The sequence below is a fragment of the Nonomuraea sp. KM88 genome, assembly GCF_052245635.1.
In the GTDB taxonomy this organism is placed as follows: domain Bacteria; phylum Actinomycetota; class Actinomycetes; order Streptosporangiales; family Streptosporangiaceae; genus Nonomuraea.
In genome coordinates, this window is record NZ_JBQQCC010000003.1 from 132666 (window position 1) to 153401 (window position 20736).

General features: G+C 72.7%; 18 protein-coding genes and 1 pseudogene. 8 read left to right on the forward strand and 11 right to left on the reverse strand.

What is annotated here, in order from left to right; translation table 11 throughout:
• Positions 1-36 precede the first annotated feature (36 nt).
• From ACTWPV_RS10250 to ACTWPV_RS10260, 3 genes are all read right to left on the reverse strand, one after another.
• Entirely contained in the window at positions 37-1881 is a 1845-nt protein-coding gene (locus ACTWPV_RS10250; protein WP_443151552.1) for a peptidoglycan-binding protein, read from the reverse strand.
• A gap of 82 nt (positions 1882-1963) precedes the next feature.
• A complete protein-coding gene (mtnA, locus tag ACTWPV_RS10255; protein WP_443151553.1) occupies positions 1964-2902 on the reverse strand; it encodes an S-methyl-5-thioribose-1-phosphate isomerase in 939 nt (312 codons plus the stop codon).
• 31 nt (positions 2903-2933) lie between these two features.
• Complete coding sequence (locus tag ACTWPV_RS10260) at positions 2934-4799, reverse strand: CASTOR/POLLUX-related putative ion channel (protein ID WP_443151554.1); 1866 nt, start codon at positions 4797-4799, stop codon at positions 2934-2936.
• A gap of 121 nt (positions 4800-4920) precedes the next feature.
• Here ACTWPV_RS10260 and ACTWPV_RS10265 point away from each other — a divergent pair, with 121 nt between their 5' ends.
• From ACTWPV_RS10265 to ACTWPV_RS10290, 6 genes and pseudogenes are all read left to right on the forward strand, one after another.
• Positions 4921-6426: a protein kinase domain-containing protein gene (locus ACTWPV_RS10265; protein ID WP_443151555.1), complete on the forward strand. Its 1506-nt coding sequence runs from the start codon at positions 4921-4923 to the stop codon at positions 6424-6426.
• 59 nt (positions 6427-6485) lie between these two features.
• The gene (locus ACTWPV_RS10270) at positions 6486-7595 is read left to right on the forward strand and encodes a DUF5925 domain-containing protein (RefSeq protein ID WP_347642979.1); all 1110 of its coding nucleotides are present in this window, start codon (positions 6486-6488) and stop codon (positions 7593-7595) included.
• A gap of 140 nt (positions 7596-7735) precedes the next feature.
• On the forward strand, positions 7736-8854 hold the full coding sequence (locus tag ACTWPV_RS10275; protein WP_443151556.1) for a C39 family peptidase: 1119 nt from the start codon (positions 7736-7738) through the stop codon (positions 8852-8854).
• A 4-nt stretch (positions 8855-8858) separates the two neighbouring features.
• Positions 8859-10715 (forward strand): prolyl oligopeptidase family serine peptidase, encoded by a 1857-nt coding sequence (locus ACTWPV_RS10280; RefSeq protein WP_443151557.1) that lies wholly within the window; start codon positions 8859-8861, stop codon positions 10713-10715.
• Entirely contained in the window at positions 10712-11974 is a 1263-nt protein-coding gene (locus tag ACTWPV_RS10285; RefSeq protein WP_443151558.1) for a M20/M25/M40 family metallo-hydrolase, read from the forward strand. Before ACTWPV_RS10280 ends, ACTWPV_RS10285 begins: the two co-directional genes overlap by 4 nt.
• A gap of 39 nt (positions 11975-12013) precedes the next feature.
• Positions 12014-12523, forward strand: a pseudogene (locus ACTWPV_RS10290) (maleylpyruvate isomerase N-terminal domain-containing protein); the annotation flags it as partial.
• 2 nt (positions 12524-12525) lie between these two features.
• Here the strand turns inward: ACTWPV_RS10290 and ACTWPV_RS10295 are convergent.
• From ACTWPV_RS10295 to ACTWPV_RS10320, 6 genes are all read right to left on the reverse strand, one after another.
• Entirely contained in the window at positions 12526-13491 is a 966-nt protein-coding gene (locus ACTWPV_RS10295) for a hypothetical protein (protein WP_347642974.1), read from the reverse strand.
• Positions 13488-14354: an ABC transporter ATP-binding protein gene (locus ACTWPV_RS10300; protein ID WP_443151559.1), complete on the reverse strand. Its 867-nt coding sequence runs from the start codon at positions 14352-14354 to the stop codon at positions 13488-13490. The genes ACTWPV_RS10295 and ACTWPV_RS10300 overlap by 4 nt, the downstream gene beginning before the upstream one ends.
• On the reverse strand, positions 14351-14743 hold the full coding sequence (locus tag ACTWPV_RS10305; protein WP_347642972.1) for a GntR family transcriptional regulator: 393 nt from the start codon (positions 14741-14743) through the stop codon (positions 14351-14353). Before ACTWPV_RS10305 ends, ACTWPV_RS10300 begins: the two co-directional genes overlap by 4 nt.
• A 62-nt stretch (positions 14744-14805) precedes the next feature.
• Positions 14806-15549 carry a DUF427 domain-containing protein gene (locus ACTWPV_RS10310; protein WP_443151560.1) on the reverse strand — a complete coding sequence of 248 codons (744 nt, stop codon included), beginning with the start codon at positions 15547-15549 and terminating at the stop codon, positions 14806-14808.
• Between the two features lie 52 nt (positions 15550-15601).
• Positions 15602-16189 carry a hypothetical protein gene (locus tag ACTWPV_RS10315; protein ID WP_443151561.1) on the reverse strand — a complete coding sequence of 196 codons (588 nt, stop codon included), beginning with the start codon at positions 16187-16189 and terminating at the stop codon, positions 15602-15604.
• Between the two features lie 115 nt (positions 16190-16304).
• Entirely contained in the window at positions 16305-16772 is a 468-nt protein-coding gene (locus tag ACTWPV_RS10320; RefSeq protein ID WP_347642969.1) for an adenylyltransferase/cytidyltransferase family protein, read from the reverse strand.
• A 180-nt stretch (positions 16773-16952) separates the two neighbouring features.
• Here ACTWPV_RS10320 and ACTWPV_RS10325 point away from each other — a divergent pair, with 180 nt between their 5' ends.
• Positions 16953-17414: an ATP-binding protein gene (locus ACTWPV_RS10325; protein WP_347642968.1), complete on the forward strand. Its 462-nt coding sequence runs from the start codon at positions 16953-16955 to the stop codon at positions 17412-17414.
• Between the two features lie 17 nt (positions 17415-17431).
• Here ACTWPV_RS10325 and ACTWPV_RS10330 read toward each other — a convergent pair whose 3' ends face one another.
• Both ACTWPV_RS10330 and ACTWPV_RS10335 read right to left on the reverse strand, forming a co-directional pair.
• On the reverse strand, positions 17432-18238 hold the full coding sequence (locus ACTWPV_RS10330; protein WP_443151562.1) for a class I SAM-dependent methyltransferase: 807 nt from the start codon (positions 18236-18238) through the stop codon (positions 17432-17434).
• Between the two features lie 54 nt (positions 18239-18292).
• Positions 18293-19282: a response regulator transcription factor gene (locus tag ACTWPV_RS10335; RefSeq protein ID WP_443151563.1), complete on the reverse strand. Its 990-nt coding sequence runs from the start codon at positions 19280-19282 to the stop codon at positions 18293-18295.
• 77 nt (positions 19283-19359) lie between these two features.
• On the opposite strand from ACTWPV_RS10335, the gene thrS reads away from it, so the two are divergent.
• On the forward strand, positions 19360-20670 hold the full coding sequence (gene thrS, locus ACTWPV_RS10340; protein WP_443151564.1) for a threonine--tRNA ligase: 1311 nt from the start codon (positions 19360-19362) through the stop codon (positions 20668-20670).
• The last annotated feature ends 66 nt before the right edge of the window (positions 20671-20736 follow it).

Sequence of the window (20736 nt, forward strand, 5' to 3'; positions counted from 1 at the left end):
CGAACCCAGTAACCCAGGGTCCACCCCTACGTGAGATCAGCTGGTCGGGGCCTCCCACGCCAGCCGCCAGGTGATCGGGCCCACGATCCCGTCGTCGTCGATCTCCTGCACGCGCTGGAACCTGCGGCACACGTCGCGCGACTCTGGACCGTACGCGCCGTCCACGTCGAGGTCCCAGCCGCGCCTGCGCATCTGCGCCTGCCACGTCCGGACGTCCTCGCCGCGCGTCACCGGAGGGTATCTCAGCGGCCGCCCGGGGAACGGCGGCGTCGAGGGCGCCGGCGGCGCGGGCGTGCCGGGACGCGGTGCGCCACGCCTGACCCAGGCGTACAGCGGGTCGCCGGGGCAGTCGGTGGCGTAGCCGTCGCGGTGCCCCTTGATCTCCTTGCCCGCGCGCCCGCGTGCGCGCAGGTGCTCGATCGCGTCGACGATCGCGTGCAGGACGCCATCGGGCGGCTGCACCAGGCCCGCGTTGCCCACCAGCCCGAGCACGGCGTAGTGGCCGGAGTTGAGCCCGGGGCCGTTGGCGGCGGGCAGATGATGCGGCCCGCGCCCCTCGAACACCATCCGGTGCGGGCAGGCGATCATGGTGTTGCCGGTGAAGTAGACGGTCCCGTCCCTGCGCGCCAGCCAGCTCTGGTTCTCGGTCCTGGGACACCAGATGGGGCCGTGGTACGTCTCCTTCCTGATGGTGACGCCGCCGTCGCCGTGCTCTTCGGCCGGTCGCGGCACGACGTGCCGCCGTCCGTCGACGGAGACCATCCACGCGTCCGTCCCCGTGTCACCGACCGGCGGCACGCGGCGCAGCGACGCTCCCGCCCCGGACAGCAGCACGGCGACCATGAAGGCCTCGGCCGCCGCCCGATCCCTCCGCACGAGCCCCCCGGGCCCGGCCTCACCCGCCGCCAGGGAGGTCTCCACGAACAGGGCGAGCTGCGCCCTCGACAGGGAGAGCAGGAAGTCGAGCGCGGGCACCCCGCCGGGCGCCACCCCGAGCAGCCGCCGGCCCGCCCCGGCCGGGAGACGGAACGCGACGCGGTCGCCGGTGACCGTCTCCCTCCATCGGGGACCGCCGCTGCCCCGCCGGCGGAGCCGACCGGCGGGAGGGCCGAAGACCCCGTGGAGCGCGGCGCGGACGCGTACGAGATGCGCTTCGTCCTCCGGCGACCGGTGGATCGCGACGCCGCCCTGAGCCCGGGCGCCCTCGACGACCCCCGCCGTCCAGAACCACGCGGCCAGCTCCACGAAGGCGTCCGACCATTTCGGCTCGGCCGGCAGGTCGGCGCAGGGAGCCGCGATCGCGATGCGGTCGTCGTGGCCGAAGGTCTCGGTGGTCGCCCACGTGCGCTCACGAAGCGTGACCGTCCGGCCGGCCCTCCCGGCGGGAAGCCACCTCGTGCCGGGCCCCCTCCACCGTACGGGGTGGGGGCCGCGGCGGCGGCGCTCCACCGGCCAGCGGTGATGGGGCGTGGTCAACGAGGAGTGGCCGGCGCCTTCCATCCGGATCATCTCCCGCTCGCGCGCGGGGAACACGCACACCTCCAGCACGGGCTGCCACTCCGACATGCCCGTGCCGTGGTCGAGCGTGAGCGCGATGTCGCCGGGACGCAGCTCGCGGTAGGACCTCCACCCCTGCCGGGTGAGGATCTCGGTCTTCTCGTCCACGCAGTAGCCGATGTCGATCCAGCCGTTGCCGTCCATGTGGTGGCCCTGGATGGAACGTACCAAGGCCGTGCAGGCGTCGTGGTCGGAGACGATGCCGGGGTCGACCCTGCCGCCCGTGTAGTGGACCTTCACGCCTTTGGCGGAGTCGAGCTGCGTGTAGTCGCCGCGTGGCGGGCGAGCGTTCCAGCCGCGCCTTGATACCAGGTCGATGGCCACAGGTGAGCTCCGGGGGTCGCTGTCGGTGACGACCGAGCGTAACGCGGGTGGCGTGGACCGGTCCCGGAGATGGGGGATTTGGTCAGGGGCGGATCACCCGCTGGTCCGTCACGATCGCGGTGATGAGGTCGTGCGGTGTCACGTCGAACGCCGGGTTGACCGCGCGCGTGCCCTCCGGAGCCACGCGCATCCCTCTGATGGCCAGGATCTCGTCCTCGTCCCGGTCCTCGATCGCGATCTGCTCGCCGGACGGGGTGTTCCGGTCGATCGTCGACTCGGGCGCGACCACCACGAACGGTACCCCGGCGCGTTCGGCTCCGAGCGCGAGCGCGTACGAGCCGATCTTGTTGGCGGTGTCGCCGTTGGCGGCGATGCGGTCGGCGCCGATGAGCACGGCGTCCACCTCGCCCCTGGCCAGCAGGTAGGGGCCCGCGGAGTCGGCGATGAGCCGGTGCGGCGCGCCCATCCTGGCCAGCTCCCATGTGGTGAGCCGGGCGCCCTGCAGCAGCGGGCGGGTCTCCAGCGCCAGCACCTCGGCCAGCCGCCCGCGCTCGTGCAGCGTCTGGACGACGCCGAGCGCGGTGCCGCGTTCCACGGCGGCGAGCCCGCCGGTGTTGCAGACGGTCATGATCCGCAGCCGGTCGCCGTTGAGGAGGTCGGCGCCGCGCTCCCCCATGGACCTGCAGGCGGCGATGTCGGCGTCGCGGACGCGCAGCGCGGCGGCGAGCACCGCGTCGCGGCCATCCGGCAGGTGCGCGGCGACCTGGTCGACGCCCCAGGCGAGGTTGACCGCGGTCGGCCTGGCGGCGCGGAGCCTGGCGATCCGGCCCGGGTCGCCGCCGGCCAGCACGACGCCCAGCGCCCCGGCCACGCCGAGCGCGGGGGCGCCGCGCACGGCCAGCCGCCGGATGGCGTCGACGAGGTCGTCCACGGTGTGGATGCGTAACATCACGCACTTGTCGGGCAGCAGCGTCTGGTCCACGAGCTCCACCGCGCCGTCCACCCAGTCAATGGTCCTCACGGGGCACACGCTAACCCACCGCGGCGTGGGGTCAGCGTTCGGCGAGCACGATCACCGAGTCCGCCTCCTCCAGGACGATGGGCTCGGTCTTGTCCGGGTTGAGGACGATGCCGTAGTGCGGCGGATCGTTCCTCGCCGTGTTCTTGCGGTAGCCGATGGCCGTCTCGCCCTTGCGCCTGGCGGACTCCACGACCGTGGAGAACGACACCTTCACCCCTGTCTTCACGTAGGAGGCGGCGGGGCGCGGGTAGATCTCCGATCCGCGCGAGTCGAACAGGTAGCCGAACACGTCGGCCAGGTGCCGGTTCTCGGCGAGCTGGGCGAGGAGCAGGCCGATGACGGTGTCGCTGATGACGATGTCGTCGGCTTCGGTGACCTCGGCCAGGGAGCGGTTGTTCTCGTCGTGCATCTCGCTGACGATCGAGTAGTGCTCGCCGAGCGCGCTCTGCATGTCGCGGAGCTGGAGCAGCGTCATGAGCGTTCGCGTGTCGGAGTGATGCGGGTCGAAACGGTCGTCGCTGAGCACGATGACGTGCTGGAAGAGGCCGACGCCGAGCGATTCGAGGGCGAAGCGGTCGGTGGTGTCGCAGTCCTTGACGTTGACGGTGAGGTGGGCCAGGCCGGCCAGGCCGGTGCCGGCCTTGGGGTGGTCGGCGGCGATCTCCAGGACGGCGCCGGGGGCGACGTAGCCGTCGAGGTAGCGGACGATCTGCTCGGCCCTGCCGTTCCAGTTGAGCAGCAGGGTGCGCTCCGGCTCGGCGGGCGTGCCCATCGTCTCGGCGATGGCGCCGTCCTCGATGGACGGCATGCCGGCCGCCAGGCGGACGTGGGAGTCGTCGTGGGCGATGACGATGACCTGGTCGTCGGCGTCGATGACGGTCTCGCCCGGCGGGTTCAGCACGACGCCGGACGGCCGGCGCAGGCCGATCACGGAGGCGGTCTGGTACGCGTGCAGCGCCTCGCCGTACGTGACGCCGACGAGCTTCTTCGGGGTGCGCAGGTAGATCTCGCCGCCGTCGAAGTTGAGCAGGTCCATGCACACCACGGACATCCCGGACTGGCGCGAGGACTGCACGATGAGCCGGGACGCGGTGTCGTCGGAGTCGACCAGGAGCACCTCCTGGCCGCCGGCCAGGCGGGCGGCGGCCAGGTTGCGGCTGGAGGTCAGCGCCGCGACGGCCGGCGGGTGCACGCCCTCGCGCTTGGCCAGCGCGAGCAGGATCTTGATGACGTGGGCGTCGGGATCCTCACGCTCGGGCGAGAGCACGACGACCGACCGGGCCTCCGTCAGGTTCATCAGGTCGAGGTCGTGCGGCTCGGTGGGGCGCCCGGTGCGGCAGACGATGCGCGTCTTGCCCAGGTCGCCGGCCTGCTCGCGGATCTGATCTTCCATCTCCAGCTTGTCACGTTCCGCCAGGATGGCGATCACCGAGCTGCGCTGGCTCGCCTGTGCCTTGGACAGCTCGGCCACGATCGTGAAGATCTGGTCGGACCAGCCGAGCACCACCGTGTGGCCGGACTCGACGATGCGCGAGCGGCCCTTGCGCAGGCGGTCGACCTTCTGCTTGAGGCCGTTGGAGAGCAGGCCGACGAGCATGCTGACGATGAAGATGCCGCCGAGCGAGCCGGCGAACATCACCGTCATGTAGGCCGTCGAGCCTTCATCGCTGGAGATCTTGCCAGGGCTGAGCGCGTGCATGAGCGCGAGCCAGAGCACGTGTCCGGGACCCGTCACGCCCTCCGGTTCGTTCGGCGCGAGCCAGAGCGTCAGCACCGTGACCACGACGAGGAGCGCGACCGACACCAGGGCCAGCCAGCCGATCAGCGAAGCCGTCCCCCTGGACATGGTGTTGTCGAACCAGTACCGCGCCCTTTCGCGGAACGTGATCTTCGACACTTCCCCTGATACCTCCGCCTAAGGAGTGAAATAACCGAACGATCCAAAGTACCGGTGGATCTTGGCATCCGCATGGCGATGGGATCTTTGCCGCGGGCGTGACGACGGTAACGTATCGCCCATGGCGACCCCCCTGACACCGGACGACCCTGCGTCACTGGGCGATTACCGCCTGGACGGCAGGCTCGGCGAGGGCGGGCAGGGAGTGGTCTACCTCGCCCGCTCCCCCTCCGGCGAGCAGGTCGCTGTCAAGCTGCTCGGCACCGGCGACACCGAGACCAGGGCCAGGCTCGCGCGGGAGCTCGACGCGCTGGCGGGCATCGCCTCCTTCTGCACGGCCCGGGTGCTCGACGTCTCCACCGGCGGGCCACGGCCCTACGTGGTGAGCGAGTACGTGGAGGGCCCCTCGCTGTCCGACCGGGTGCGCGAGCGCGGCCCGCTGCGGGGCGGCGACCTGGAGCGCCTGATGGTGGGCACGGCCACGGCGCTGGCCGCCATCCACGCGGCCGGGATCGTGCACCGCGACTTCAAGCCGTCCAACGTGCTGCTCGGCCCCGACGGGCCCAGGGTGGTCGACTTCGGCATCGCCAGGGCGGAGGGAACGGCGACCATGACCTCCGGCCTGATCGGCACGCCCGCCTACCTGGCGCCCGAGCAGATCAACGGCACTCCCGCGGCTCCGGCCTCCGACGTCTTCGCGTGGGCCGCCTCCATGCTGTACGCGGCCACGGGCACGAGCCCGTTCGGGGCCGACACCGTCCCCGCCGTGCTGCACCGGGTGCTGCACGCCGAGCCGGACCTGTCACCCCTGCCACCGCGCCTGCGCGGGCTGATCGCGTCCTGCCTGTCCAAGGACCCCGCGCACCGTCCGTCGGCGCAGCAGCTCATGGTGTCCCTGGTCAACCCCGACCGCCCGGCCGGACCGCTCGCGCGGGGAGCGCCTTCCGCCGGCCCGCCACCGCGCACCGGCCACGACCACACTGGCCCCACGGGGCCGCCGCCCGGCAGCGGGGAGACCACGCGTGAGGGGCGGCGCCCCCGCACGCGTGCTCTGCTGATCGGCGCGACGGCGGTCGCGGTCGCCGCCGCCGCGGCCACCACCACGGCCCTGCTCGTCCGCCCCCCGCTCGCGGAGGGCGACCGCTCGCCCACGGCCACCCCTCCCACGCGGTCGCCGGCCGCCGGATCGCCGTCGCCGAACCGGCCGCCGGACAGCCCGTCGCCCGCCGGTTCCAGCACCGCGTCCGCCGGCGCGACACCCACCGGGTCCGAGCCCTCGCACGGTGCGGGCCTGCGGATCCCGGCCCGCTTCGAGGGCGTCTGGACGGGCCGTACGACCAGCACCAACCCGATGGACCCCGACGACAACGAGAACACGGTGGAGTTGGAGGAGGGCGAGTCCACCGCCAGGTGGCGGGAACGCGACGGCGACGACGACTGCAGGGGCACCATCACCCTGACCAAGGTGGAGGAGACCCGGCTGACCTTCGCCCTGGGCCAGAACGAGGGCGGTTGCGTCCCCGGCACCATCGTGCTGGCGCTGGAGGGCGACTCGCTCGCCTATACCTGGCGCGACGTCCCCGGCCTCGATCTCATCTCGCAGACGGGTACCCTCAACAAGGAATGACCACTTCTCCTCCCGGAAACCCTTCGACATCCGACGACCCTGCGGAGATCATTACCGATATGTCAGTGATCAGGGAGGTTCCGTTCCCCAGCCCCGACGCCGCAGGGCTGCCGATGAACATCTGCATCGACGACGCCGACTCCGCCATCGACCTCATCGACGCCCTGGCGCTGTCGCCGTTCGCGACGGGCGCGCAGCCCTGGTCCCGGCTGGCCAACCTGGAGCGCGTACGCCCTGAGGCCACGCTCAGCCCCGCCGAAGGCCGCGTGCTGCGCACGGCGCGGGTCGAGGACGGCCCGGAGTCGCGGCTCATCGGCGGCGACGGCTGGACGCTGCGCGTCGTGCGCCACCGCGACCGCACGGCCATGGTCAGCGTGACGGCGGTGAGCGAGGAACTGGCCAAGTCGGTGCTCCACGAGGCCATCGACGGCGCCGAAGAGGCGATGCCGGACGTCGACCACGTCGAGATGGGCTTCTGGTGGCGCGGCACGCACGGCGGCACCCGCTCGGAGCGGCCGATCACGGCGCAGCCGTGGGACGAGATCAGCGCCAACTACTCCGGAAAGGTGCGCGGGTCCCTCGACAAGCTGATGTCCGTCACGCCCTCCGACGTGAACGGCCGGCTCATCCTCCTGCACGGCCGGCCGGGCACCGGCAAGACCACGCTGCTGCGCACGCTGGCCAAGCAGTGGCACGACTGGTGCCAGGTCGACTGCGTGCTCGACCCCGAGCGGCTGTTCAACGAGCCGGGCTACCTGATGGAGGTGGCGGTCGGCTACGACACCGACGAGGACGCCCAGCGCTGGCGGCTGCTCGTCCTGGAGGACTGCGACGAGCTGATCAGCGCCGGCGCCAAGGCCCAGGCGGGTCAGGGTCTGTCGCGCCTGCTCAACCTGACGGACGGCCTGCTCGGCCAGGGCCGCGACGTGCTGGTGGCGATCACCACGAACGAAGACCTCGCCCGCCTCCACCCCGCCGTCGTACGCCCGGGCCGCTGCCTGGCGCAGCTCGAGGTGGGGCCGCTGAGCAGGGACGAAGCGATCGCGTGGCTCGGCACGCCGCAGGGCGTGGGCCCGTCGGGGGCGACGCTCGCGGAGCTGTACGCGCTCCGCGCGGGCCGGGAGCTCCCCCACTCCTCCGGCGACGACTCCACGGGCCTCTACCTCTGACCGCCGGGCCGCGCACCCGTTCAGGACAGGCAGGTGCGCGGTGTCCCCCGGTCCGGCGCGGTTCCGCCCGCCGAGGAGGGCCGGGCCGGTACGTAAACCATCCGATGTGCGACACGGGGTGCGAAACCACAATATGGGTGGTGCTCACCGTCGACCTGTCCCCCGTGGCCTTCACCCGCTTCAGATTGCCCGACACGGGACCCGACGCAGGGCCCGACGCCGACGCGGGGCCGCACATCTGGATCGGTGAGGAGCACCCGATCGGTTTCGCCGCCACGCAGCTCGTGCCCTCGTGGACCGCTCGCACCCCGCCGGGCACGTGGATCGAGATCGCGCTGCGCGCCACGACCGCGTCCGGCGCCCGCACCAAGTGGTACGTCATGGGCCGCTGGTCCGAGCACGGCGATCCGCGCACCTCGGTACCCGGCCAGGGCGACGGGGACGGCGACGTGGCGGTGGACACGTTCGTCGCCAGGCGTCCCGTCGTGGCCTGCCAGCTGCGCGTCACCCGGCACGGCGAGGGTGCCCGCGTCACCGGCCTGGGCGTGATGGCCTCTGCCCTGCCCCAGCACCCGCTCTCCCCGGCCGCCGCCGCGCCGGGCACCGGCAGCGGGGTGGGGACCGGCGGCGGGGCGGGGGCCGTCGAGCTGGCGGTGCCCGGGCACTCGCAGTACGCGCACGCCGGGCACCATCCGCGCTGGGACGGCGGGGGCGCCAACTGGTGCAGCCCCGCCTCGGTAGCCATGGTGCTCGGCTTCTGGGGCCGCGGCCCCGGCCAGGAAGAGCTGGCCTGGGTCGGGGCGGACGACCCCGCGCCGACGGTGGACCACGCGGCCGTGGGCGTGTACGACGAGAGCTACCAGGGCACCGGCAACTGGCCGTTCAACGTCGCGTACGCGGGCCGGTACGGGCTGGCCGGCTTCGTGACGCGGCTGCGGTCGGCGGCGGAGCTGGAGCGGTTCGTACGGGCCGGGATCCCCGTGATCACGTCCCAGTCGTTCAAGGCGCACGAGCTGCCCGGCTCCGGCTACTCCACGAACGGGCACATCATGGTCGTGACGGGTTTCACCGCCGGGGGCGACGTCGTCGTGAACGACCCTGCCGCGCCCGCCGAGGCCGAGGTCCGCCGGGTCTATCCGCGGGCCGCGTTCGAGCGCGTGTGGCTCAGGAGCCCCAGGAGCGGCGGCAGCGGCGGCATCGTGTACATCCTCCACCCACCCGATCATCCCCTTCCTCCCTGTATGAATGGTAATTGGTGAATATATGAGTATTCGTCCGATCGATGTGGCCCGTACCGACGGCGGCCCCCAGTGGGTGGAGGCGGTGGCCACGCCCTCAGGCACCGAGGTCTGGTGGGACGAGCCCCGCCCGCACGAGGGCGGCAGGCGCTGCGTGGTGCGCCGCCTGCCGGACGGCTCCCGCGTGGACGTCCTGCCGCCCGGCTGGAACGCGCGCAACCGGGTGGTCGAGTACGGAGGCCGCTCCTGGCGCCCGCTGCCCGGCGGCGGCCTCGTCTTCACCAACTGGGCCGACCAGCGCCTCTACCGCCTCGACCCGGGTGGGGACCCGGTGGCGATCACTCCCGTGGGTACGTACCGTTACGCGGACCTGTACCTGCCCCCGGGACGTGAGGAGGTGTGGGCGGTCAGGGAGACGGACGACGTGCGGGACCTGGTGGCGGTGCCGCTGGACGGCGGCCGGACCAGAGTCATCGTCAAAGCCCACCATTTCCTGATGAATCCTCGGATTTCACCCAACGGCCGGCAGGTCGCATGGATCGGCTGGGACCACCCCAACATGCCCTGGGACGGCACCGAGCTCTGCGTGGCCGAACTGCGCGCGGACGGCACGGCCGGCCCTCACCGGGTGGTGGCGGGGGGCCCGCGCGAGTCGGTCGCCCAGGCCGAGTGGCGCGACGACGCCGCCCTGTACGCGGTCACCGACCCCACCGGCTGGTGGAACGTGCACCTCGTACCCGCCGGCGGCGGGCCGGGCCGCAACCTCACGCCGCTGGAGCTGGAGTTCGGCGGCGCGGCGTGGAAGCCGGGCATGACCTACCTGGCGCTCGCGGAGGACGGTGACCTGGTCGTCGTGTACGGCACCGCCGACCGCCGCCGCCTGGGCGTGCTTGACCCGGAGACGGGCGACCTGCGCGAGATCGGCGGCGCGGCCACCCACTGGTCCTCGACCGTGTCGGTGGCGGGCGGCAAGGTCGCGGCGGTGCGCGCGACGCCGTACACGCCGCTGGAGGTGGCGCTGGTCGGCCTCGACGGCGCGTACGAGATCGTGTCGGCGCCCAAGCCGCTGCTGGACGGGGACCTGCTGCCCACGCCGGAGGCGATGACGATCGAGGGCGTGCACGCGCACCTCTACCCGCCGTCGGGGGCCACCGGCCCGAGCCCGTACGTGATCTTCGTGCACGGCGGGCCGACCGGGCACCTGCCGATCGTGCTCGACCTGGAGATCGCCTACTTCACCAGCAGGGGCATCGGCGTGGCCGTGGTGAACTACGGCGGCTCGACCGGCTACGGCCGAGCCTACCGGGAGCGGCTGCGCCACCAGTGGGGCGTGGTCGACGTGCAGGACTGCGCCAAGGTGGCCCGTGGCCTGGTGGAGCTGGGCCGGGCCGACGCGTCGCGGATCGCCGTCCGCGGCGGCAGCGCCGGGGGCTGGACCACGGTGGCGGCGCTCGTCCACAGCGACGTGTTCGCGGGCGGGGTCGCGCACTACGCGATCACCGACCCGGAGAGCTGGGCCGCGGAGACGCACGACTTCGAGTCCCGCTACCTGGACGGCCTGGTGGGGCCGCTGCCCGAGACGCGGCAGCGCTACACCGAGCGTTCGCCGCTGCTGAACGCCGCCCGCGCGTCGGGCCCGTGCCTGATGTTGCACGGCCTGGAGGACGCGATCGTGGACGTCGGGCAGGCGGAGCGGTTCACCGCCGAGCTGGACCGGCACGGCAAGGCGTGGGCCCTGCTGACGTTCCCTGGCGAGCAGCACGGCTGGCGCAGGGAAGAGACCATCGTCGCGGTGCTGGAGGCCGAGCTGGCCTTCTACGGGCTGATCTTCGACCTGGAGACGCCCGAGGTGCCGCCGTTGACGCTTAAGGGGAGAGCATGAAGAGCGTTGCCGAGATCTGCTCGGATCTGATCAGGTTCGACACCACCAATCCGGGTTCGGGTGAGCGGCCCGCCGCCGAGTACGTCGCCACCCTGCTGGCCGACGCCGGGCTGGAGCCCGTGGTGTTCGAGTCGGCGCCGAAGCGGACCACCGTCGTGGCCAGGATCGACGGCGACTCCCCCGACGCGCTGCTCATCCACGGCCACCTCGACGTCGTGCCCGCCGACCCGGCCGAGTGGCGGATGCACCCGTTCTCCGGGGAGATCGTGGACGGCTGCGTGTACGGGCGGGGCGCGGTCGACATGAAGGGCTCGTGCGCGATGACCCTCGCGACCGTGCTCGACCTGGCGGCGCGGGGAGTGCGCCCGAAGCGTGACCTGGTGCTGGCCTTCCTCGCCGACGAGGAGGCGACGGGCGACTTCGGCTCGCGGCACGCCGTCACCGAGCACCGCGAGCTGTTCGACGGCGTCACGGAGGCGATCAGCGAGTCGGGCGGCTTCAGCGTGGCCTCCGGCCGGCACCGGGTCTACCCGATCGCGGTGGGCGAGCGCGGCACCGCCTGGATGCGGCTCACCGCGCACGGCGTGGCCGGCCACGGCTCCCGCCCCGCCGTGGACAACCCGGTCGCGACGATGGCGCACGCCCTGTCGCGGGTGGCCTCCCACCAGTGGCCGGTGCACCTGACGCCGCCGGTCGCGGCGCTCATCGAGCACCTGTCGGAGATCACCGGGCAGCGCATCGACCTCGACCGGCTGGACGAGGAGGCCGCGCGGCTGGGGCCGCTGGGCAGCCTGTTCAAGGGCCAGATCCGCAACTCCGCGAACCCGACCATGCTGGACGCCGGCTACAAGGTCAACGTGGTGCCCTCGACCGCCGGGGCGCACGTGGACGGGCGGTACCTGCCGGGGCTGCGCGAGGAGTTCCTGGAGACGATCGACGCGCTGCTCGGACCGAAGATCACCCGCGAGTTCGTCAACCTGGAGGACGCGCCCGCAGCCCCTTACCCGTCGGCGTTCTTCGACGAGCTGGCGGGCTCGCTCATGGCGGAGGACCCGCTCGCGCGGCCGGTGCCGTACGTGATGGCCGGCGGCACGGACGCGAAGTCGTTCGCGCGGATCGGCATCGAGGGGTACGGCTTCGCGCCGCTGATGCTCCGGCCCGACCTCGACTATTTCGGGATGTTCCACGGCAAGGACGAGCGGGTGCCGGTGGAGGGGCTGGAGTTCGGCACCCGGGTGCTCGCCCGCCTGATCGCCTGAGCCGCCCGGCGGCCGCCGCACGTTTCCGGGCACGGCTGGGATCTCCCGACGCCCTGCGCGGGCTGGAGCGTCACCCAGGTCTTCCGGCACGCGGCCGGTGACCAGATCGGCTTCGCCGCCACGCTCACCGGCGAACATGGGCCTGACTTCAACCCGTTCGACCCGCCGGGCGGGCCGATGGCCGACAAATCCGGCTTTCTGGAGCACGCGCTGGCCCGCTCCGCCACGGCGTGGGCGGGCGTCGACCGCGACGCCGCCGAGGTGCCGACGCCGGTGCCGCCGAACGCGATGTCCCCATGGTCGGGCTCGGCCGCGTGCGCGCTCGGCGCGGCCGTGCACGCCTGGGACATCGCGGCCGCGACGGGGCAGCCCTCGCCGCTCACGCCCGAGATGGCCCGGCCGCTGCTGGTGGTCGCCAAGGAGATCGTCGAGCCGCTGCGCGCCTGGGGCGCGTACGCGGCGGCTCTGGAGACCGAGCCTGGCGACGACGAGGTCGCCTTCCTTCTCCGCTATCTCGGCCGCGCCCCCCGCTGGGCGCCCTCCTCCTGAGTTCAGGCGGCGTGGCGGAGGGTGCGGCGGACGGTGAGGCCGGCGAGGGCCGCCGAGACGAGCACCAGGATGCCCGCCTCCGTCCACTGGAAACGCCAGAACCGGGACGGCGGATGGTAGTACACGGCGTACCTGTATCCCTTGCCGAACAGGCACGCCTGCCACGCCTCCGCGTTCCGGCTGCCGCGCCCCGCGTCCAGGCGGCGCGGGCAGCCGCTCGCGGCGCCCGGCTCGGCGACCTCCCGTCCCGACGGATCGACCCAGGACGCGCTGACCAGCCGGGCGTCGGTGTCGTCGAGGACCACCGTGCCGGTCAGCTCCACGCGCGCGGGCTCGGCGTAATGGTCGCTGACCCCGAACAGGGTGAACATCGTCGCCGCCACCACGGCCACGGCCAGCGCCATCGCCGGGAGCGTACGCCGGAAGAAGGCCCCCGCCGCGGTGCCGAGCACGAACGCGAACAACCACCACGCGGCCGGCGCCACCCCGACCATGTTGAAGACGCCGACGTTGCCGAAAGACGAGTCGATCCCCTCCCTGAACACCGGGCGCCACAGGCTCACCATGAGCGACAGCAGCAGACCGCCCACCACGACCGCGCCGCCCAGCACCGACAGCTTGACGGCCAGCCACCGCCACGCGGGCACGGACTGGGTCCAGGCGAGCCGGTGGGTGCCGCGCTCGTACTCGCGGCCGAGCAGGGGGGCGCCCCAGAACGCCCCGATCAGCGCGGGCAGCACCAGCGGCATCCAGCCGAACACGGAGTAGACCGCGTCGTACCGCCGCCCCAGCGCCACCTCCAGGTCCGCGCACGCCGCGCCGGGGCCGGGGCAGCCGGGCGCGGCGTGGCCGGCGACGTACAGTCCGGCCTCCACGGCGGAGCCCAGCAGGAGCAGCCCCAGCAGCGCGAGGAAGCCGGCCGTCACGAGCAGTTGCGCCCGGTGCTGGCGCCAGGTCAGCCAGATCACGTGTCCACCCCCACGAGCCCAGGCAGGGCGACCGACTCGGGGCTGCGCAGGTAGCCCATGACCAGTTCCTCCAGCCCCGCAGGCCGGGCCTGCCAGCGCGGGTCGAGCGCGGGCGCGCCGCGTACGAGCAGGGTGGCCTGCCGTCCCGCCAGGCCTCCGCCCACCACCTCCACGTCGCCGGCCGGCCGATCGGCCAGGGCCCCGGCCAGCTCGGCGGGACCCGTGAGCACGAGGTGATCGGCCAGCAGGTCGTCGATGTCGCCGCTGACCTGCAGCCGCCCGCCGTTCAGCACGATGAGCCAGTCGCAGGTCTCCTCCAGGTCGGAGACGACATGGGAGGACAGCACCACGGTCAGCTCACGCTCGGCCACCTCTCCCATGAGGGCGCGCATCACGTCGTGCCTGGCGAGGGGGTCGAGGTTGGCCAGCGGCTCGTCCAGCACGAGCAGGTCGGGCCGTCTGGCCAGCGCCAGCGTGAGCGCCACCTGCGCGCGCTGCCCGCCCGAAAGACGGCCCACCTTCCTGTCGAGCGGGATGCCGAGCGCGCCGAGCCGGTCGCGGGCGCCCTGATCATCCCAGCGGGTGTTCATCCTGTGGCCGAAGGAGAGCATCCCGGCGACGGTGAAACCGTCGTACAGCGGCTTGTCCTGCGCCACGAACGCCACCTCGCCCGCCACGCCGACGCTCCCCCGCGCCGGCCGCAGCAGCCCGACGGCGGCGTGCATGAGCGTGGACTTGCCCGCACCGTTCGGCCCCACGAGCGCGGCCACGCGCCCGGCGGGGACCGCCAGCGAGCAGTCGCGCAACGCCCAAGTACGGCGGTAACGCACGCCGAGCCCGGTCGCCTCGAGCACAGGGCTCATGCCGCCCCCTCCTTCGCGGCATCGGCCAGGACCACGGTGAACAGCGCCCGCAGGTCGTCCTGGTCGAGCCCGGCCGCGCGCGCCTCGCGCACCCACTCCTCCAGGCCGCGCCGCAAGCGGGTGTGCTCGGCGAGCGTCGGGCCCGCGATCCCCCTGCGCACGAACGTCCCCATGCCGGGCCGGCCCTCGACCAGGCCCTCGCGCTCCAGCTCGCGGTAGGCCTTGAGCACGGTGTTGGGGTTGATCGCCAGGTGCTCGACCACCTCGCGCGCGGTCGGCAGCTGGTCACCCGGCCGCAGCGTGCCGAGCCTGAGCGCCTGCCTGACCTGGTGGACGAGCTGCAGGTAGGTCGACACCCCCGACCCTCGGTCGAGCTGAAACTCGATCACTACAACACCCTTTCACTATTCGAATAGTGAAAGGGTGTTGTACGAGATCGTGATCTGTCAACTCAGGCGAACTTGGTCTTGGGACGCTCCTGCAGCTCCCCGTCGAGGTAGATGTCGAGCTTCTCGTCGTAGAAGGCGATCAGTCCGGCGACCCGCTCGCTCTCGGGCAGCGGTGTCCGGTAGGACCAGGCGAGGTCCTCCTTGCCGTTGACCGACCAGTATTCGGCCGTGCCCTTGTACGGGCAGTGCGTGATCGTGCCGGTGGGCTCCAGCAGGTCGAGCCGGACGTCCGGCTTCGGCAGGTAGTAGCGGGCCGGCAGCCCCGTCTCGAAGAGGATGTGCGGGCTGCGGGAGTCGGCCACGATCACCCCGTCCACCTCGACGCGCACGTGCCGCGAGCTCGGCAGGATGTCCACCCGGGTGTACGGGTCGCGCGGGTGGAAGAAGACCTCCTCGTCCTCCTCGAACCAGGCGTCCATGGCCTCCCACCGGAAGCGCACGTGGCCGCGGATCTCCTCCAGCGGGGAGTCCTGGTAGACCAGCGCCGCGCCGGGGACCTCCTTGGCGCCCGCGGTGACCGTGTGCACCAGGCCGTCGCCCCTGCTCGGCGAGTGCTCGGCCGTGCCGGCCGGCTTGAGCGCCGACTCGTCGACGTCGGCCAGCGGGAAATAGTAGGCCGGATAGTAGGGGACCTCCCACACCAGCAGGGCGGAGGCGGTGTCGGCCACCACCCGGCCGCCGAGGTAGGTCCGCACCCGTTTGGCCGTGCGCTCGACGCGTACCCGGCCGCGTTTCGTGGCATCCATGCTCGCGGCAACCGCCGCGGGCACCCCGCTATTCCGCGATCATCCCCGGTGATCAGCGCAGGCCGAACGCGGCCAGCGTGGCCCACGTCACCAGCGCCCCCACCGCCGTGCCCGCCACCACCTGCGGCCAGGTGTGGTGCGTCAGGCGCACCCTGGCCCAGCACACCAGCGCCACCACGGCGGCGCCGGCGACGGCGGCCGGCCAGGAGGGCAGCACGTGGGCGAACACCACCACCGTGCCCGCGCAGACGGCGGCGTGGAAGGAGATCTTCCAGCGCAGCGTGATCGGCACGGTCACCGCCAGCGCGGCCAGCATCGCCGTCACGGTGGCGACGAGCAGCGTCGGCGCGCCCATGACGACCAGCAGCGCCAGCGCCACCAGCACAGCCGCCACCGCGGCCAGCAGCGGGCGCGTGCGGCGGGCGCGGTCGACGATGTGGTGCGAGTCGAGCCGCCCCGAGCGCACGCCGACCGCGATCACCGCCGCCGGCACTCCCCCGCAGAACGCCGAGGCCACCAGGCCCCACGCCGCCCCGCTCCAGCCCTGCGCGAGCAGGCCCACGAGTGGCGGCATGACGATGACCAGCACCTGCGGTGCCAGGAGGTTGGTCACCTGTCTCGCCACGAGGTCACCCGTCATGACAGCCAAGATTACGCGATCATGGCGCGCGGCCCCGGCGACATGCCCGCCGGCCGACCCGCACGCGCCGCCGGCTGCCCGCGCGCCACGCCCGCCCGGGCGGCAGGGCCCGCGATCAGCCCTTTCCCGCGGCGTTCACGATGCGGGTGGTCGAGCGGCCGGGGATGGCGTCCATCTCCCAGCACTCCGCGCCCAGGATCGCCGCGGCGGCGGCCCGCGCGCCCGCGTGCGGGTCGCCCGCCGTGTGCGCGAGCGCGCCCGGCCGCATCGGGACGAGCAGGTCGATGTAGTCCTCAGGCCCGTGCGCCTCGGGCGGTCCCGTCACGATGAACACCCCGGTCACGAAGCGGAGGGCGGCCAGCACCTCGGCGCGTTCGGCCGCCGGGTTGAGCGGCCTGCTGGGGCCCTTCCAGGCCCGCACCCGCGGATCGTCCTCGACGCCCACGACCAGCGGCAGCCCGCGCTCGGCCACCGCTCCCAGATAGCGCACATGGCCCACGTGCAGGATGTCGAAGACGCCGGTCACGACCGCCGCACCCGGCCGGTCGTACGGCCGCACCCAGACGGCATCCAGGCTGTTCACGCCACCTCCTCGCACGCTGCGCTCCCCCGGGGTCTGGACGACTCGTCGATCGCAGCGTACTCGGTCGCCGCCGGAGGTAGCGCAGGCGACCTTGGGAAAGCCCATTCCTACCTTTTCGCGATAATCTCCAGCACCCCCCTTGCGCGTCTCATAAGGTCACCGGATTTGGGGGAGGTCGCCGTGGCACCGCCGGACTCGCACCGCGTCGATGGGACCGAGGAGAGCGATCCGCCCGCCGGCCACGATCTCGTGGCCCGGCTGCCGGGAAGCCCCTCCCAGGTCTCCAGGGCCAGGAGCCTCGTGACGGACGCGCTCGGCCGCGACCATCCGCTCCACGACGACGTCGTGCTGCTGACCAGCGAGCTGGCCACGAACGCGGTGCTGCACAGCCGGTCCGGCGCCGGGGGGTCGTTCACGGTGACCGTGACGCGCTCGGACACGCTGGTGCGGGTGTTCGTGGCGGACGCCGGGTCGGAAGGGCCTCCCTGCGCGTGCCGTACGAGTGCGCAGGCGACCAGCGGCCGGGGCCTGCCGCTGATCGAGGCGCTCAGCCACCGCTGGGGTTTCACCCGCGAGGCCGGTTCGACGACCGTCTGGTTCGAGCTGCTCCAGGCTCGCGTGGCCGCGGGGCTGGCCGTCTAGGCCGTGGGAACGATGTCTCAGCTTCCCGGGACGCCGGGTCGGTAGTGCCAGACGAATTCCAGCCAGGGCGGCGCCACCGCCATGAAGTGCTCCCAGCTTCCCGGTTCGGCGTCGCGGTCGCCACCGCGGACCTCGGAGAGCAGCCTCAGCATGAAGCCCTCCCCGGTCAGGCTGTTGACGATCCGGCCCAACGTCTGCGTGTATTCCCTGGGTTCGCGGACGATGCGGCCCGACGGCGTGCGGTCGTAGACCCAGTCCTGGTCGGGATAGGACGTCATGGCCTCGTCGGCGTAGGGCTGCCGGAGCGTGTAACCCTCCCCGTTCCACGACTCGTGCGTGAGCCCGGAGAAGAACGGGTTGGCGCACATCAGGTAGTAGTGGCCGCCCGCGGCCACGACTCTCGCGACCTCGCGGAAGACGATCCGGGAGTCGGGGACGAACGTCAGCGAGTACGGATGCCAGACCAGGTCGAACGTGGAGCCGGCGAAGGCCGACAGATCCCGCATGTCCCCTTGGACGGTGCGGACGCCGACGCCGTGGTGCTCGGCGGCCGAGCGATCACGCGCGAGCTGCCCCGGCGAGATGTCGAGCACCGTCACGTCGGCCCCGAGCAGGGCGAAGGCCGCGGACTGCTGCCCGCCTCCCCCGGCCAGGCAGAGCACCTTCCTGCCCGCCAGGTCGCCGGGAAGGCCCAGCCTCTCCAGGCCCAGGTAGTCGCGGGCCTTCTCCGCGTCCAGGTCGAGCATGGGGCGGGTGAACAGGGCGTCCGCCCGCACCAGGGCTTCCCAGCGTTCCCGGTTGTAGCGGTGGACGTCGTCCTGCACGGCGATCACCCTTCCACAGCCCTCCGGGCGATCGCCACTCCTTAATCTCCCGGACTACTTCCCTGACGCATCCCGCACGTCGAGGCGGCACAGGCCCTCGGCGAGAGCCTTGGTGGTCAGGCGGGTGCGGCTGTCGCAGCCCAGCTTGGCGAAGATGTGCTCCAGGTGGGTGGTGACCGTGCGGACGCTGAGCACGAGCGCGGCGGCGATCTGCGGGTTGGAGTCGCCCGCGGCCACCCTGGTGAGCACGTCCACCTCCCGGCCCGTGAGGTCGTAGGGCAGCGGGCACGGGCGCTCGGCGGCGACGGCGCCCTGCAGCGCGCCCTGGAACCCGACGCCCGCCCTGAGCAGCCGCAGCTCGTGCCATCCGCCGGCGCCGTCGAGCCAGAGCCCGTGCCTGCTCAGCTCGCGCGAGTCGATGAACGCGCGGGCGAAGGCGGCCATCGCCGGGTCGTCCCGCAGCGCGGGCGAGATCTCGCGCCCAGGAACCTCGCGCCGGGCGCCGAGCCGGTCGAAGGCGACCGCGCGGAAGTCGGCCGGCAGCCCCACCGGGTCGATCACGCACCGGGTCAGGTCGGTGACGTGGGCCAGCATGGGGCTCACGGCGGCCACGAGCGCTTTCGTACGGCCCGGGAAGTCGCGACGGGACACCAGGTGCAGCAGCCCCGTGTAGCGGTCGCCGCCGAGGAACAGCGGCGCGGTCAGGCCGGCCCGCCACCCGTAGGGGGCCAGATGGCGCCGGAAATAGCGCTCGGTGCCCGGCTCGGGCATGCCGACCGGCGCTCTGGTGGCCAGCGCCCTGCGGTAGGCCTCCAGCCCGGCGTACTCCTCCGCCGCGTCGCGGTGGATGCGCGGGTGCCCGTCGGACACGACGCTCTGGTGCCGCCCGGTGGCCGGGTCGAACGCGACGAACTCGTAGGCGTCGAGCGGGACCACGCGGCGCAGCGCGGCCATCGCGGCGCACGCGCCGCCGCCGCCCGCGACCTGGTAGCCGACCTCGGCGAACACCTGCAGCTGGCGAACGTCCAGGGTGATCTCGGCCACGGCCTCTTTATATCATTTGCCATTCCTTGGGATTCTCGTGAAGGTTTTCTTCACGAGAATGCCGGAGGCTGCGCCGGATGTTATGGTCGTCGCATGCAGCGCGCTCTCGTCACGACGACGCCGGACCCCGTCCCGGCGCGCTGATTCCATGCTTCCCGGGCGGACGCCCGGGAACGCGGTCGTTCGCCCTTTCCACGCAAAGGACGATCATGAACGACCACCGCAGGCTCGGCCGCGAGCTGGGCATCTTCGACACCGACCCGCTGATCGGCTCCGGCCTGCCCTGCTGGCTGCCGGCGGGCGCGGCCGTGCGCAAGGCCGTCGAGGACTACGTCCACGAGCTCGAACGCCGCAACGGCTACCAGCACGTCAACTCCCCCGTGCTCGGCAAGCGCGAGCTGTACGAACGGTCGGGACACTGGGCGCACTACGCCGACGACATGTTCCCGCCCATGAACGTGGGCGGCGAGGAGTTCGTGCTGCGGCCCAGCCTGTGCCCGCACCACGCGCTCATCTACCGCTCGCGCGGGCGCAGCCGCCGGGACCTGCCCCTGCGCCTGGCGGAGCTGGGCGGGATGTACCGCTCGGAGCTGTCCGGCGTGCTCGGCGGGCTGACCAGGGTGCGCGCCATCCAGCTCAACGACGGCCACGTCTTCTGCGCTCCCGAGCAGGCCGCCGCCGAGGTGTCGGCCTCGCTCGACCTGATCGAGGCCGCGCACGCCCAGCTCGGCATCCGGGCCGCCCGCTACCGGCTGTCGCTGCGGGGCGAGGGCGACAAGTTCGTGGACGACCCCGCCATGTGGGCGCGGGCGGAGGCGGTGCTGCGCGAGGTGCTGAAGGAGCGCGGGCGCGACTACGATGAGGAACGGGGCGAGGGCGCCTTCTACGGGCCGAAGATCGACATCCAGATCGCCGACCCGGCCGGCCGCGAGACCACCCTGTCCACCGTCCAGGTCGACTATTTCCAGCCGCAGCGCTTCGACCTGAGCTACGCCGGCGGCGAGCGGCCCGTCATGGTGCACCGCAGCGTCGTGGGCGGCATCGAGCGCCTGGTCGCGCACCTCATCGAGATACACGGCGGGGCGTTCCCCGCCTGGCTGGCGCCCGTTCAGGCCGTGGTGCTGCCGCTGTCCGACGCGGAGTCGCCCGCCGCCGAGTCGGTGCTGCGGCGCTGCCTGGCCGCCGGGCTGCGGGCGGAGCTGGTGCCCGCCGGACGGGGCAGTCTCGGGGCCAGGATCCGGGCGCACCGGCTGGTGCCGTACCAGCTGGTCGTGGGGCCGCGCGAGGCGGCGGACGGCGGGATCGCGGTGCGGCGGCGGGACGGCAGCCAGGCCGGTGACGTGCCCGTCGAGCGGCTGGCGGCCGATTCGCGCCCCTTGTACGGATAGCGGAAACCAAATAGGTAACGGCCCCTTCCCAGATCAAGTAAGCGACTCGTAAAGTCCCTGCAACGC

Coding starts and splice junctions, on each gene's coding strand:
- ACTWPV_RS10265 (WP_443151555.1), top strand. CDS start 4,921: ATGGCGACCCCCCTGACACCGGACGACCCTGCGTCACTGGGCGATTAC.
- ACTWPV_RS10270 (WP_347642979.1), top strand. CDS start 6,486: ATGTCAGTGATCAGGGAGGTTCCGTTCCCCAGCCCCGACGCCGCAGGG.
- ACTWPV_RS10280 (WP_443151557.1), top strand. CDS start 8,859: ATGAGTATTCGTCCGATCGATGTGGCCCGTACCGACGGCGGCCCCCAG.
- ACTWPV_RS10285 (WP_443151558.1), top strand. CDS start 10,712: ATGAAGAGCGTTGCCGAGATCTGCTCGGATCTGATCAGGTTCGACACC.
- ACTWPV_RS10300 (WP_443151559.1), bottom strand. CDS start 14,354: ATGAGCCCTGTGCTCGAGGCGACCGGGCTCGGCGTGCGTTACCGCCGT.
- ACTWPV_RS10310 (WP_443151560.1), bottom strand. CDS start 15,549: ATGGATGCCACGAAACGCGGCCGGGTACGCGTCGAGCGCACGGCCAAA.
- ACTWPV_RS10315 (WP_443151561.1), bottom strand. CDS start 16,189: ATGACGGGTGACCTCGTGGCGAGACAGGTGACCAACCTCCTGGCACCG.
- thrS (WP_443151564.1), top strand. CDS start 19,360: ATGTTATGGTCGTCGCATGCAGCGCGCTCTCGTCACGACGACGCCGGA.